This is a genomic window from Aphanizomenon sp. UHCC 0183 (assembly GCF_009712065.1).
In the GTDB taxonomy this organism is placed as follows: Bacteria; Cyanobacteriota; Cyanobacteriia; order Cyanobacteriales; family Nostocaceae; genus Dolichospermum; species Dolichospermum heterosporum.
Map to the genome: position 1 here is coordinate 1 of NZ_VILC01000029.1, position 17,129 is coordinate 17,129.

Consider the following 17,129-nt stretch of genomic DNA (forward strand, 5'->3'; position numbering starts at 1 on the left):
AGCTTGGTAAAGCATCACCATTTTCTAATGTTGCGGAATAGGTAAGAACATCACCAGCGTCAATGTCTATGAAGGTGTTGGTAGGAATTTGGAAGTTGAAAGCAGTTCCTTGTTTGGCGTTTTGATCTGCAATCTCATTTGCTAATGTTGGTGCATCGTTGATATTTTCAACGGTAATTACAAAGGTATCATTAACAGTTACCCCAGCTTTATCTGTGGCTGTAATTTTGAGGTTGAGGCTACCAACTTCGCTGTTTGTTGGTGTTCCGCTAAATGTGCGAGTGACTGCATCAAAGGTTAACCAGCTTGGTAAAACCAGACCGGTTTCTAATGTTGCGGTGTAGGAGAGGATATCTCCTGCATCGACATCTGTGAAAGTGTTTTCTGGGATGATAAAGGTGAAAATTGTATCTTCGGTTACAGTTTGGTCAGCGATCGCATTTCCCAATATGGGTGCATTATTCAAGCGTTGGTTGCCAAAGTTAATATCGGTGGCGATTTGCCCAGTTGTGAGGGTAACTGTATGAGTTAATTTAACTGAACCACTCGGCAAGTAAAGCGGATCATCGCTGGAGTTGATGTTGGTGTTGGAATTACCAGGATTTGGGGCTTGGCTGTTAAGGTTGAGGATTCCTTCTGCTAATGCTAACAGGTTGATGCGGGAATAATTTAAGCCAGTGTTGGTAACATTATCATTTTCGTCATCGCCATCATTAATGAAGTCGCTGGTATTGTTTAGGAGGGTACGAAATTCAGTTGGGGTGAGTTCTCGTCCCAGTTTTTCTTGGGTAATTTGTTGTCCTAGTACGGCAATCCCGGAAATGAAGGGGGTAGCTTGGCTAGTTCCGCCCATTGTTTGTGTACCACCTGTAGCATTTGCACCTGCAATAAAGATACCAGGGGCAAAAACATCAAGGAGTGAGGGGTGACGTTGGGAGAAACTAGCGATCGCATCTCCACCAGTCGTATAATCAGTTGCCCCACTACTAAAGGTTTTGTTACTGCCAAAGCTATCTGCCCAAACTGCACCTACAGAGATGGTATTGGGGTCGGCTGCGGGATAGGCTAGTCCGGGGGTGCTGTTGAAGGTGTAGAAACTGTTGCCTGCTGCTGCTGCAATGAGGATATTTTGGGAGGCGATCGCGGCTAATTCATCCCCAATGCCATAGCGAGGTACTTCTGTTGTCCAGTTTTGACTATCTCCCAGAGAAAGGTTGACAGATGCGACATTGTATGAAGTGGCGTTAGTGTTGACCCATTGTAGGGCTTTTTCTAAGGTGGCGAAGCTGCCAGAACCGTTATCTTTAAAGACTTTGAGGACGATTAGGTTAGATTCTGGGGCAATTTGCGAGGCGATGCTGGTAATATGGGAACCGTGATTATTTTTATCGCCCGCATCATTGTCATTATCAGCGAAGTCGTATTGATAAATAATGCGATCTGCTATGCCATTATTATCATTATCTGGCCCAAATAAGGGATGATTTAAGTCTGCCCCAGTATCAATAATAACGGTGGTATAACCTTGTCCTTTGATGTTGGCAAAGCGCGAATCTGCCCAGAAATCATCGAGGTTAATGAGGTTTATGGCGTTAGTATTGCCAGAGTTAGCATTTGAGTTGCTGAGGGTTTCTGAGGGAGAAGAAACGTTATTGTTATTGGGAGCGATCGCAGAGGACGCGCTTTCAGTGATCCTAATGTTTGAGGGTGCTTCATCGTCAATAATGGTAACTTTAGCGATGCCTTGAGTGCCTATGGTTGCGCCGCCTGTGGGGTTTGTCAGGTTAATAGTAAAGTATTCGTCTCCCTCTACTTTGTCATCGTTACGAATGCGGATAGCGTTGGGATTGGCTAAAAGGGCATTTTCTACCGGGATAACTTTGCTGACTTCGTTTTCAGCGAAAGTAATCAAAATCGACCGATAGTTGAAGTCGGTGCGAGTGGAACTAGGAACACAGCCACATCCTTCGGCAGTACCATCACTCAAGGTTAGGGTGACACTAACTGAGGAACTTGTATCACCTGTGCGAGTGACAATTACTTCTGTGATGGCGTTACCAGTTTCTTCGACAATATATTCAGTAGCACTAAAGTTAAGTTGAACTTGATTGTTTGAAGGTGAGATCAGTTCAAGGGTGGGAATTGATAAGGGGATATTAGCACCAGTGGTGGTGATGACGGGATAGGTTTGTCGCCAATTTTCTTGTAAAACTTGGGCGACGGTGTAAGTGCCAGGGATTAAATCAGAGAATCTGTAGTTACCCTGTGTATCAGTAACGGTGGTAATTTCGCCGCTATTGTATTCTCCGTTATTGTTGGCATCGAGATAAACAGTCCAGTCTTTGAGTCCGCCTTCTTGTGCATCTTTGATTCCATCGCCATCAATATCATTCCAAACTTGACCGTTAATGGTAGCGGTTTGATATAACCCTGCATCTAGGGTGAGATTGCTGTCACTGGAGAGGCTAAAGGTGGCAGTGAGTCCATTGTTGGGGTTAAAATCGCTGTCTAAGGTGTCGTTAGTCCCTTGATTTTGAGGACTGAATAAGTAAGTAGCCGGGGCAGTAACTTTGATGGTGTAGTCACCGATGGCAATATTAGTAAAGCGATAGAAACCGCCTGCATCGCTGGTGGTGGTAGCAATGGCGTTATTGGTGTTGTCATAGAGGATAACGGGAACGTTGGCGAGTCCGCTTTCCCCTGTGTCTTGGATGCCGTTGGCGTTGTTATCTAACCAGATGAAGTTACCGATAGAACCTGTGATTTCTCCGTCAATAAAGATGGTAGCTTGGGCTTCTAGGGGTAAGTTTTGGCGGTTGCCAGCATTATCAATGGCAACAGAGTAAAATTCGTAGGTTTTGCCCACTTCACCTGTGAAAATGGCTTCGGTGTCGGTGGTTTCGCTTAACCAAGGGGTAAATGCACCGCCATTGGTAGAGACGTAAATGGTATAGCTGGCAAGTCCTGAACCATCTGCTGTATCTTCTCCAGTCCATTGCACGACAAATTCGGTGGCTTCGGTGTTGCTGGGTAAGGCGGTGATGGTACTGGTGGGTTTAACAGCATCAAGGGTGTTGAAGATGGGAGGGGTGATGATGGGTTCATTCGTGTCGAAGATGATGTCGGCTTGGGCATCTATGACGGTTCCGGTGGGAACATTCCCTTTAGCGCGGATGGTATAGATAACGAAACCTTGTCCTTCTAAACCGTCTTCGTTGGGAGGTAAGAATCCTTCTAAGACGCTGATGGGGACTTCTCCGGTTTCGGGATCGATGGCTGTAAGTTCCCAGAAGGCTTCTCCAGTGGTGATGTCTATTCCAGCGAATACATCTACATATACGCCAAGGGTAGCAGTGAGATCGAGACGGTCTTGATAAACGGCTTGATTATTGGGAACTTCAAAGACAAATTCTCCAAAGCCAAAGTTACCTAAGCGGAAGGTGCGGAGATCGAGGTCACTGTCGAGTTTTTGAGTGATACGGACAGTTTGGGCGGGTGCGGTGGCGAGTTGTGCGTCGTTTTCAAAGCGGATGGTGTAGTTGAGGGGTTGATTGGCTGTTACCCATTTTTCTTCGCCGAAGCCATCGGGTCCAATGATGTCGTTGGGATCGTATGATTCTTCTTTATCTGTACACTTTCCGTTTTTATCTTTTGGTTTACCGTCAGGACATTCATCGCACTTTTCATTTATATTAGGTAAATTGAAAGTATCCTTTACTGGATCAAACTTGACATCGACTGAGAAAGGTACATCATATGCCCAATCATATGCTTCTAAAAATTGTAAGGATATTGTAAATATTTGTTCTAGTCCTGCACCAAGATCCCCAGGAATAAAATCGACAGTATCCACAACATTTAGTTTAGGAGAAAAAGTCATTTCAACTGTTTTCCCTTTTTGACGAAAATCTACTTCTATCTCAAAAGTTCGGCTATCTTTGTATTGATCTCCTTCACCTACTCCCCCAGCTAAATTACCAGGAATATCAAATGCCCAGTTATAATTAATATTTGCTTCATAAGTATATTTAATTGAATGCTCATCAAGGCTTACCTCTTGATCGCACTCAATATCTGTTTTGATCTTATTTCTAATATGCTCAATAGCTTTGTTTTTTACATCTTTTAGTATCTGTTCCAATTCATTGGTTGTTTTGCTACTGTGCCGGAAACCATTTGCCAATAACGAATATCCTTCAACGATTTGATCTTTATCGAAGTATGGTAAAAGCGGTGATGGGTTATCAGAAGATGTGCCTAAAAAGGTTTGCCAAATATCACCTACTTGATAACCAAATTTATAATATGCGGCAGGAATGAAAGCAGTACGTAAATACGTTTCTTCGTATAACAAGGCTGCTAATAAGGCAGGACCAACCTCCTCATACAATATATTTAAACCACCTTCAGTGTTTAGAATATCAGAATTTACTGTAGCATTTGTATCTATAGAATTGAAAGAAACTGTTCCTAAGTTGATATTTTCATTTTCAGCAATCTTAAAATTATTGATTTCTTGTATGTTATCCCCACTGATGATAACCAAATTGTATGTACCTGTTGGAAGATTACCTATTGTAAAATTACCATTTGCATCAGCTATAGCCGAAAATTGCGACAAAGGTAAATTTTCTTCTAATCTGGCAAATATAAAAGCATCGTTAGCAAATTGATTACCAATTACAATATTTCCGGTAATTGTAGATTGAGGAGAAAGTAGAATATCTACCTCAACATCATCTACTGTAACATTTATGTCTTTTATCCAAGTTCTTGTTTGATTTTCTGCATCTAATACAATAGTGTAAACTCCAGATTCAAGACCCTTAAAAGTGAATTTTCCTCCTGAATTTACTTGCTTTGATTGAATAAGATTATCATTTTTAAAAAGGTAGATACTTGTATCATTTAGTAGCCCTGGTTTACTATCTGTTGGTTGTGTTACTTGACCAGAAATTAATCTTCCTGGTTCTAAATCCAAGGTCAATCCAGTTATAGCTTCATCTTTTTCTAACTCAATAAGTTGAGATGTTTCTGAACTAAATAAATAATCTTGGATTTGAAACTTATAGGCTCCATGAGTTAGTTTTTCAAAAATAAACGAACCATCATTTAACGTAAAAGTGGAGAACGAGTCTCCAGTTACAGTATTCTTTGCCTCAATTCCAAGCCCTGCTAATTCAATATCGAAGTTTGATGCGAACAGATTACCACTAATTGAAGTACCTACAGATGCAATAACTTTAGATAATTCTAGTTCAATTAAATCGTAAGTATTTTGAGAATTTAGCAAATCTTCTGGCAGTAAATTGGCATTGCGTGACAACATTTCCAGATAGTCACCCCAAGTTGTCCCCACCTGAGTAATTAACTGTTCCCAAATAGGCTCAAATTCTTCATCAGACATCAAAGCAGGTTGAATCTTATCACGGACATCTTCCCAAGGATAAGGATCGCTTAATTGGAAAATATTAACCTCTGTATAAATACTTTCAGGATTAGGATCTACCGCACCATAGAAAGGAAGTAGATCACCTTGTCCTGGCATAATAATTCCGGGAGGTCCATCCCCTTCAACTGCACCATAGTGATTAAAGGATGAACCAAATAAATAGGTAACATCCCAACCCGGAAAAGGTTCACCTGCTGTTCCCACTATAGGGATGTTGTCAGGATCGAGGGAAATAGGTGCAGTGCTACTGACTTCTAATACAGGAGAATAGGCATCATTAAGTCCTTGGTTATACCAACCAATTTTTCCTTGAAAATGTCCAGCAGGATCGTGTTGAGGACGGCGTACAGATTCAGGGACATCTAGATAAGTTCGGAGATCGGCACCACCACCATTAACAACCTCAAAACCATCATCAACGATAAAGATATCTCCCTCTGCATTTTTAACCACCACATCATAAATTCCGGAGGTGGTTTGAGTGAGGTTAAATGTAGGATAGAACAGAGTTGAATCAACGAAGTAATAGGCTTCTGCACCAAACTCTACCCCATTTCCATCTCTTAGATAAGCCTTAACACTGCGATCAAACTTATTCCCATTAATCTCAATCGTGCGATTTCCAGCCGTTCCTCCAAGACCAAAATCTGTATCTAAAACCGCAAAATCAATGGTTTTCGCTTCTATCGTGTAATTAAACCCGTCGGTTTTGCCTGTATATTCAGGAACCGTATTCCCGTAAGCCATCACATAATAAGTGCCAGCTTCTGTGGTGGGAACGAGAATCTGCTGATCTGCTTCTAAGGGGACTTGATAAATAAAGTCAAAGTTGTTACGGGTGGGCATTTTCCCGTAACTGACATAAAACTCCGTAAATCCATAATCAGAGGACGTATATTGACCATCAAAATTAAATAACAGACTTTCTCCTGCTGCTACATCAACCCGATAGTAAACCGCCTCACCTTGATTGATAATGTCCGATGTGGGGGTATTGAGGGTTAACGCTTCCACATCAATCATCACCTTACCCAGAGATACCCCTAAATTATTATTATCATTGGTTTCTGCTACTTGGTTGCGAATATCACTCCGCACCAACACATAATAATCACCTGGAGTGACAGGAGTAGAACGAGATAAACTCGCAAAGCCTTGATAACTTTCACCTACAGCAATATTTCCTTGATGATTAAATTTATTAACCAAAACATCGTTAATATCCCAAGTTTGATCTTTGGATAAATAAACCGAATCAAACCAATTCCCTAACGCTGCATCAGTGCCTTGATTTTGGATAGTATAGGAGAATCCGACATCATCTCCTAATGTAATTACCGGATTAGGAATATTAATTGCTGTTACCACCAAATCCGCAGGTGGTGGCAGTATAATTTCTACAGATAACGGATCATAATTAGTATTATTTAGCTCCCCATTTCGCTCATAAATCTCATTTTTACTATCCACTACCGCGAAAGCATAGTAGCGTCCAGATAACCCACGAGGGATGTCAAAAGTCGAGGTTAAGGTGTTTTGATTGCCAATTGCTTGAATGTTTGTTCCTAAATAAACATCACTATTGCGATCTAAATTTTGGTCAAGAGATAGATAGAAAGAGGTATAGAATAATTCCTCTGTGGTTGCGCCATTATTAGCTATCTGCCAATTAATATTAAAAGATTGACCGCTAATAGCAGTTGCTGGAGCATTTACCGATTCTATTACTAGATCGGGAACATTGCTCAGAGTAATACTAATCTTCCCAGTGCTGGCTAAAACATTATTTTCCTTGCTACTTTCTTGGACACTATTATTATTATCAGTACGAACTAAAACATAATAATCACCCACGGTATTGATAGGGATAAAATTACTCGTTAGTTTCGTATATTCATCGCCTGCACCTAATCCATTATTATGATTTTGGTTTGTCAAAAGAATATCATCATTACTGATCACCTTATCTTTAGAAAGATAAATCTGATCCTGCCAAGTTTGAGAACTGGTTTGATTTGTACCAAAATTACTAACAGTCCAGGTAAAAGTTAGCGATTCTCCTGATTTAATATTCGTGTCACTGAGAATATTAATATTAGTGACTTGTAAATCAGCTATATCAGAGGTAAAGGTTAAGGGAATAACCGCATAGTTATTGGCTTCATTTCCTTCGTAAATAGTTTGCTTTGTGTCAGTAGTAACAAAAAGATTATATTGTCCAGCCGCAAGATTAAAGGGAATTAAGACAGGCTCAAAATTTCGTTGATAAAAATCTTGCGGCTGTAACAGTGCTTGATAAAAATTGCCATTTTTCTGATATACATAAGAACCATTACTCTCCTTAATAAACTCAAGTGTATTTTCTGGAAGTACGTCTGGCTTAGAATTAGTAGTCAGTAATTCAATATCATCACTGTTGCCAAGTATGTTGTCTTTAGAAATAACAATTTTATCAAAAATGGATTGATAGGATAATATAAAATTATCAAAACGGATGGTACTGTTCGTCCCCGTATTAGTTACAGTCCAATCTAAATAAAGATAACCTCCTCGGTTGACTGTAGTTTTATTAGCAGTCAGACTCGAAACAACTAAATCTTCACCAGGGGTGACAATAGTAACAGGTTCAGGGGAGAAACGGATATTATTCTCATTGTCCAGTTCATAGATAGTATTATTTTTGTCAGCAACAGCAACAACGTAGTAATCTCCTCTGAGATTTTCTGGTAAAGCCAGATAAGAAGCCCCTACTGAATACCCGGTATTGGCTAAAATAGTAGCAGTTCCTGTATTATCTGCGATAACCCCACTTGTGGTATTTGTAATTACTAAATTGAAGGTTTCTTCCCCTTCAGATTCCAAGTCGTTTTTAATCAGAATGGGAATGTTCTTAACTACTTCACCTGGTTCAAAAGTAACACTTCCACTGATTTGGAGATCGACTTCGCCACCTAGTTTATATCTAAAGTAATCAGAACCTTTTTGTGCTGTTCCATCTTCCGCAGTGTAAGTAACTGTAATGGCTTCTGTACTAGCTTTATCTAAAATAATTGGGAAATACAATTGTCCTTCAAATTCATGGGCAGTGACATCCCCTACAGAAATATTAGGAATTCCAGTCGTATCATTATCTATAATGTTTACAATGAAGCGAGTAGTTAATTGTTTTGAACCGTAAGTCATGGCTATAATTTCGACGGTTTCAGAATTTTCTGCTAAATTATCGTCAATAATAGTTAGCCCATTCATATAAGAAGAGTTGGACCATGTATCCTTGAAATATGTAACGAAATAGTCCTGCGTCGGTATTGCAGTTAAGGGATTGACTGCTTGTATATTAAAGAATAATTGTCCTCCATCTTCTCCTACTGTAAATACTTTAGTGGGAATGTTGTCTGGTAGTGTTTTTTCCTCATAAATTTCTGGATAGCGAATTTGATAATCACCTAAATAAATATCAGTTTCAGGATCGAATTCTAAATCTTTTGATAAATAGAAAGCATCCACCCAGTCATCAAGAAAAATATCTCCAATAACACTGATTTCAGTACCAATTGTTAAATTATGACCAGCAGCTACAGTGTTGGGTATGTTAACTGATTTAACCTCAATGTCTGAAGGAGGCGTTAAAACAATTTTGGTTGGAGTAGGATCAAATCCTGTATTATTCGACTCAAACGCCTGTTCGTAAACCGTTTCTCGTCCATCAGCTTTAACAATAAAATAATATTCTCCCGTTATATCCACGGGTAAGCCGACTGATTGGGTTTGAGTATAGCTACCATCGGCATTTAATACGCCACGATGTTCAAATTCATTTAGGAAAATATCTCCTCCATCAAGGGTTTGATCGCTTGATAAAAAGACTTTATCATACCATTGAGACTGTAAAGTTGCCCCTATACCTTTATTTTTAACAGTCCAAGTTAAAGAAACAAACCTTCCCGAAAAAGCATTATTCGGCGCAGTGACAGAAGTGATTTGTAAATCTGGTGGTGGGGTTAATTGAACATCAGTGGCACTCCCTACCCCCACATTATCATTTTCTTTTTGGAATTCATAAACGTTATTGTTAACATCGGTTTTAACAATAAAATAATAGTTATCATCAATCCCTTGAGGTAAAGTAACAGTCAACTGATTGCTATAACTTTCTCCGATTCGTAAATAATTTGGGTTGACTGCTTCCCCTAGATTAATGTCTGTTCCATCTAAGATATTATCTTTTGATAACCAAACTCTGTCATACCAGAATGGTGCATTGGTTGGCGCATTACCATTATTCGTAACAGTCCACTCGACTACTGTTTGCTGACTCGAAAATGCTGTTGTCGGTGGATTAACCGCAGTCACCTGTAAATTAGGGAAAGGCGAAAGAATAATATTAATCCGCGTATCATCAATGCGGATATTATCATTCTCGGCAAAATATTCAATTTTCTGATCGTCCGCATCCGTTTGAACTACAAACCAATGTTCCCCACTAATATCAATGGGAATCTCAATCAACTGCTTTCGTTCGATGGTTTCCCCTGCGCCAATTGTTCCAGTAAAATTAAAAGTCTTTAAGAAGCGATCGCCGCCTACCGTCTGATTTCCTGATAAAAAGACCTTATCGTTCCAAGTTCCCGTAATCGGATCGCTGCCTTCATTGGTAATAAACCAAGAAATTTCAATAGATTGCCCTGAAATCACCTCAGATGGGGCAACAATCCCACTAACTGTTAAATCCACTAATTCTGGTGCAATCAGACTAATGGGGACAGCATAGAGATTATCCGCTTCATTAGTTTCTGCTTGATAATCTCCTGGATAATCAACACGGAAGAACGGAGTAGGTTGAGGATATTTCCCATCTGCTAAGAAAAGCAAATAGCGATCGCCTGGATTTGTCCTCAGAGGTAAAGTAGTATTGACTGCATTGTTATATTCATTTCCTGCTGCAAGAGGGCTAACGGCAGCTTGATCAAAACGGGTGACATAGGTATCAACCCCATAATCAATTTTATTATCATCAGAGATATAAATCGTATCAAACCAGTTCGCTAAAGCGGTTCCTGTGCCTTTATTTTCAATAATCCAAGATAGATCGATGCTTTCTCCTAAAACAGCAGATTGAGGTGCATTTACTTCCTTAAAAGCTAAATTAGGAGATTTAACTTCAAAAGGTACAGCAACTATATTATCAGTGCGGCTATTTTCTCCCTGTGCGTCATTAGCATTAGCAACAAATAGTAAATAGCGATTTGCTGCCTTAGTTGCTTCTGTATTAGGAATAGTGGCTGATTGCTCAATTGTGTAACTACTGCCTTGAAGTAAAGGACTGTTATTTCCTGTATTAATTTCAAGCAGGAGGGTATCACTATTATCTAATGTCTGATTCTCAGAAATATAAACCCGATCCAGCCAATCCGCAGGGGCAGAAACATTACCATTATTAGTAACAGTCCACGATAAATCAATCGTTTCGCCAATGCCAGCCGACGCAGGAGCAGTAGGATTAGAAATAACTAAATTAGTTGCCCCTAACGCGATCGCAACGGCTCGAACGTTATTATTTTCGTTGGTTTCTGCTTGAATGTTATTCCGATCTGCGACAAAGAGTAAATACTGATTACCAGGAGAAAAACTGGGTAAAACAACATTCTTACTGATGGTATAGTTTGTACCTGCTGCTAAAGGCGTTTGCGTAGAGATATATTCCGAAGTAACTTGAACATCGCTACCGTCTAGGGTTTGATTGTTCGATAGATAAACCCGATCATACCAATCCTGCGTGGCGGTTCCTGTCCCTTGATTAGTAACCGTCCAAGTTAATGCAACGGTTTCACTTAAAATGGCTGCGGTGGGAGCGTTAGCTGAGGCAACAATTAAGTCGGGGAATTGATTGATGGCACTGAGGGTATAATTACCCGTCGCTCCGCTACTAAAACTTGTCGCCCTCACTGTATAGTTAATACCTGCTACAGGAATGAAACTGAGTAGGGAATTACCCCCCGTACCAGAGTCATCATCAAAAGTGATAACTTGCTGTGTGTCTGCATTAATCAGTTGCAGGTAAGCATCGAAGGGAGCGGACAAGCTAATCTCTACCCGCTCTCCAACGGTGAAATCTACTAAGTTATAGTCATCGCTGAAGCGTCCCAACCTAGTTGGGTTGTTTGTATCGCCTGTACTCAGGGTTCCTGTAATCGTCCCGTTGTTCGCAGACAGTGTTCCCAGAATCGGAGGTGCAGTTATCGCAAAAGCAACAGCGCGGACGTTGTTATTCTCATTGCTTTCTCCTTGCTGTTGGAAACCATCAGCAACAAATAGTAAGTAGCGGTTGCCCGGTGCAGTAACTGGCAGGCTAATACTACGACTGATGGTATAACTACTTCCTACTGCCAAAGGAGTCTGACTCGTGATTGATTCCGAAGTAACGAGGGTGTCATTTCCATCTAAAACTTCATCACTGGAGACATAAACCCGATCCGACCAATCCGCAGGTGCAGTAACTGTTCCCTGATTTTTCACTGTCCAAGTCAATTCTACAGTTTCTCCCAAAACGGCGGTTGTGGGGGCAGTAGCCGCAGTTATTTGTAAATCAGGAGCAGTAATATTGATGGAAACAACGCCATCAATATCAAGAAATTGCAATCCGTCATAGTAAACAGTAAAGCCGTAATCCCAAGTATCTTGATGAATCTCAAGGCTCTTAATGTCTGCTAAGGTGGGATTATCGGTTGTCGTTAAGCTCCATTCACTATCCCCAGTCAGAGGGAGACTATATTTTATCCACCGATTTAGGGGCATTGTGCCTAAACTCCCCTGAGGCTCATAGCGGAAACTCCCATTAGGACTCTTGAGAATGATAACCGGCTGATTGCCTTGGAAACCTATAGGAGTATTGTTAATGGCATAAGCCCAGAATTCTAGATGTGTTATACCAGTTAGATCCCAGCGAGCATCCTCTGGAATTTGATATTTAATTCCTGTATCAAAACCACTTTCAGTCACAAATTTTAGGGATTGACTGCCGATTTTGACGAAGTTTGTATCGTTGCTGACAGTAGCGTTAGCACCATCAGAGGCAAAAGTATTCCAATGGTTGGCATTGCCTTCGGTTAACTCTGTGTTGAGGATTGCTGTATTCTGTTCTACTCGAATAATCTGTCCCTTCAGGTTAATTAAGCCATAGTCCTCCTCAACTTTTAACTGCGCTAACTCTGCATCAGAAAGGCTTTTCCCTTGCACCAATACCGCAAAAATCGCCCCTTCGTCCCCCGCACTATCCCCCGTATTTAACACCGTATTTAACACCGTATCAACCCGATGTCCAACCTCCTCCAACACCAGATTGACTATTGCTGCTAAATCATTTTGATGCTGCGTGACAAACTCCGCCGACAGATAAATCCTTCCCGTCGCCGCCGCATACGCCCCATTCGCCCCATTCAACTGTGCCGACGAGAGGAATTCAATAGTTGGAATAACGTTAAAATCCTGATTCTGCCAAGCCTGTGCCAAACTTAAAGCTGTTTCAACCTCAAAACTTTCCCCAAATGCCAAACGCATCTTATCTATGAATCCCGGATTGGTGGCAAATTTCCTGAGATATTGCTGTACCTCTTTTACTACAATGCCATTGACATTGGTTAAATAGTTGGGATTAGAACCACCATTACCAAGATTAATTAATTCAAGTGCTAAAATGCCACTGTATGCTGCTAATACTTCTGGATGGAAAGCTACGGATTTTTTGCCATCTGTAACGGGAAAACTCACCTCTAACTCCCAATTTCCCCCTAAAGCTGCATTGCCTGTTTTTGTTGCCGATGCCCTAATATTTGCTTTTGTAATCTGATGTAACTTACGAATAAATTCTTCCCCAACATCTCCAGCAGCCACATTACACCCATAAAGTAAAATGCTTTTGCTTTGCCAATGCTGTAATAAATCAGCATATTTACTGATATTATCTAAATTAAGTTGACTATTTCCTAAATCCAAACATCCGGGCGCACCGTGAGAAACGATGTGAATGGTGGTAATTTCGGGATGCTGTCGTAAAAATGCGGTGATTTGTTTGATACCGTCTTGATTTGGGTTAAGAGCGATCGCTTCTACCCCCTCTGCAACTCCCGCCTGTAGAGTTTGATAATCGGAAACAGATGGATCAATAAAGACAACTATTCCTGAATCTTCTTTTGCCTTAAATCCCACATTCCTCACCCCATTCGCCCAAGCACCCTGTAAACCTTCTGGTGATGTACCAAACGCCAGTATCATCTTTTCACGAAAATCCGGTCTTTGAGCAAACTGCTGAAGCCGTTCCTCAGTATCTCGAATTGCTATTTGCACAACACCTAATAGATCATTATGGGTTAGCCCATTCAAGTTCAGTGTTTCAGAGGATTTGATTAGGATCATCGGTTTAACTGGGTGCTTGGTGTAGATATTGTCAGATTACCTGTAATTGACAATACACTAAAGCGTAAATACAAGCAAGTGTTACTTTGAACAAATTAATAATTGTTCACTGTAGTACCTAATCCCCATTACCCATTAAACATCTAAGTAGGTGAACACAATAAAACCAATCTGTGTAAAGAAACATAAAATCGCCCAAACCCTCTTCACTCTTGCCTTTTGCCTTGCCATAACGACAATTGGCTGATTCTATCTTCATTTCTCACTCCTGACTGGGCGCAGGCCCTGCGCCCCTACCTCCTATCCCTAAGTAGGGTTTGCTGATAGCGTAGCGTTAGCCATACTTCTAGTACACTGTGGCGTAAGTGAATGAACCATTCTAAATCCTCCAAAAGCCTATACTGTCTTCATTTTGACTTTTGACTTCCGCCTTGCGGTACTAGCCCTCACAGACAACTTTTTCAGCAAACCCTAATTAGGGCTTGCTAAATAAAGCTAAAATCATTTATTAATAAGGGTTTCGCGGATTTTTATCACAAAAGAGTGCAAGGTTCTGGCTGATGGTGTCTCAAAATAGGTGCATTTTTCTTTGTCGGATTTGGAAAATTGAGGATATCCAGATCGTTGAAACTGTTCCCAGTTAAGAGTTAAGAGTTCCCTGCCTTCACAGACAACTTTTTCAGCAAACCCTAGTTAGGAATTATGAGTGATTTCTTGGGTGTTAACTGCTGGTAACAGGGCGGTAAGGTGTGAGGTAACTTGACTGTAACGACGGGTAATGAGTAATGAAGAACGACATTGAATGGCGAGTTGATCTGTGTATCTTCCCAGGGTTTGGCGTTCAATTCCCCACAGACGGCTAGTACCAACAATGGTCAAATCAACATTTTCTGAGGCTGCAATTACGGATTGGATTGGTTCTGGGGATGTAACGCTTTTGATTTCAATGCGATCGCGCACACTTTGTGGTAATCGCTCAATCATGGCGTTGAGTTCATAACTTAATTCTTCTTGGACGTGATTGCCTTTAAAGACTTGTAAAACTTGTAAAATACAAGTATCCCGATTAATCAGCATTCTCAGGGCGATAATTAATGCTAAATCGTCGTGGATGTTGGCGCAGTAGGGAACTAATAAACTTTCAATGGCGTTGCCTCCCTTATCTACAAATACGGCGACATCTACCGGTGTGGTACTGAGAATTTGTCCGACTCTTCCCCCTAACCGATTGTTGCTAAAAGCTGGACGATGCCAACCGACGAGAACTAAATCTGGTTGTTCAATTTTGGCGATCTGTGCTGTTTCTCTGGCAACATTGCTAGATATGCGAACTATGGGATGGATATAGGAGCGTGTTTCTGGTGGCTCTAGGGTAGCAATTAATTCTTCTAATTTTTGGCGACGTTCGGCAATAAGTCTATCAGCTGCCGTTGGGGTACTTTCAAAGCCATAGTCTTCTTCGAGTTCAATGAAACTGAGGGGATAAACCACAGCAGGTTGTCGGTTATTAACAGCGATCGCAGTTGCCAACTGTAACAAACCTTTTTGGGTAGCGGGATTAGCCACTGGGACTAACATCCGATATTGGGTAATATAAGGTTCGCTGGGGACTGGTACGGCTTCTGCTGGGATTTCAGCTTCTGGTTCAACAACATCTAATCGGATCAGGCGTTTCGGATAAGTAAATTCCAGTAATGGTGAAGTCATGAATGTTGTCACCAAAGCCATAATTACTAACATGGTGAAAAGTAAGGGGGTAATCACGCCTAACTCTAAACCAATATTCAAGACAATTAATTCGGTTAAACCGCGAGTATTCATCAACCAACCCAGGGCTGATGCTTCCCGTTTGTCAATACCACTAATTCGAGCGGCTATATAAGCACCAGTAAATTTACCACCAATTGCTACTAATAAAATCAAGGCTGACAATAGCCATAAATGAGGACTGTTAAGCAAACCAATTTGTGTTTTTAAACCACTGTAGGCGAAGAATATTGGTAACAAAAATATAAGGACGAAATCTTCAGTTTTGATCGCTAATTCTCTGACTAACTCTTCATCTTTAGGCATGACTGCGCCTAATAAAAATGCCCCAAAAATTAGGTGAATACCGATAAATTCAGTAATTAAAGCGGAGGAGACAACCCCCATATAAATTACAGCCAGAACGAATTGACTCAACCGCCCAGCCCGACGATGATGTTTACTCAGACGTTTGAGAAACCATCGCCCAATTGTGAACATGAAGCCAATATAAGCAATACTTTCAATAATGGTGAGAATAGCTTGCCCGTCAATACTACCGTGACGAGCGACAGCGATCGCTACTGCTAAAATACACCAAGCTGTCACATCATCTACTGCCGCACAAGTTAAGGCTAATGTCCCCAAACGAGTTCCCTGTAAGTTATTTTCGGTGATAATTCTCGCCAACACCGGAAAGGCAGTAATTGACATTGCTGCCCCTAAAAACAAGGCAAAGGGGACAAAATTGACCTGGGTACTAGAAACTAAGGGATAAAGGACAAAAGATAATACAAAAGCCGAAGCAAAGGGAACAATAATACTGAGATTAGAAATAAGAATGGCAGTTTTTAAGTTACCACTCAGATATTTGGGATTTAATTCCAACCCAATCAGAAACATGAAAAATATTAGCCCAATTTGCGATAAAACATTCAAATAAGGCATGGTTTCTGGTGGAAACAGGCTATGAGCTAAACCAGGAGCAATTAAACCAAATAATGATGGACCAAGCATGATACCAGCGAAAATCTCGCCGATTACCAATGGTTGTTTAATTGCTTTGAATCCCAGTCCCACAATTCGAGAGAGTCCAATTACAATTAATACTTCAACCAAAACGAGAATAACCGTGTGCATATTTTCCTCATTGACGATAATTGAGTTCACTATGATAATTTTTGACAATATAGCAGGAGTCAGGAGTTAAAAGTCTCTTAGTGTATGGCTTTTATTGTATATTCTGGCTCTCATCCCAGTGCATACCGCTATAGTTCAAATTGTCAACATAATTAGATATATTCTCAACTATTTTTATTAATTCAAGATGTTAATTATTGTTACCTTGCTATCTTGATTATCTCAGAAAATCAGTATTAATTTGTTGTTAAACTGTCAATAAACTTGAGAATTAGCAAGTATAAAACCTAAATCAAGAGAATCAAGTGGTCAGAACCTTTGATTAATAAATTATTTCCGCATAAAAGCTGACAATAAACCATAAATTCTTAAACAGTCC

Annotated in this window: 2 protein-coding genes; both read right to left on the minus strand. The window is 40.5% G+C overall.

Annotated features, from left to right (window positions below; all coding sequences use genetic code 11):
* A partial coding sequence (locus tag FJR37_RS26975; protein WP_254434570.1) for a CARDB domain-containing protein occupies positions 1-13,864 on the minus strand: 13,864 nt, incomplete at its 3' end.
* Positions 13,865-14,557: 693 nt separating this feature from the next.
* Complete coding sequence (locus FJR37_RS12205; RefSeq protein ID WP_168466145.1) at positions 14,558-16,750, minus strand: cation:proton antiporter; 2,193 nt, start codon at positions 16,748-16,750, stop codon at positions 14,558-14,560.
* Positions 16,751-17,129 lie beyond the last annotated feature (379 nt).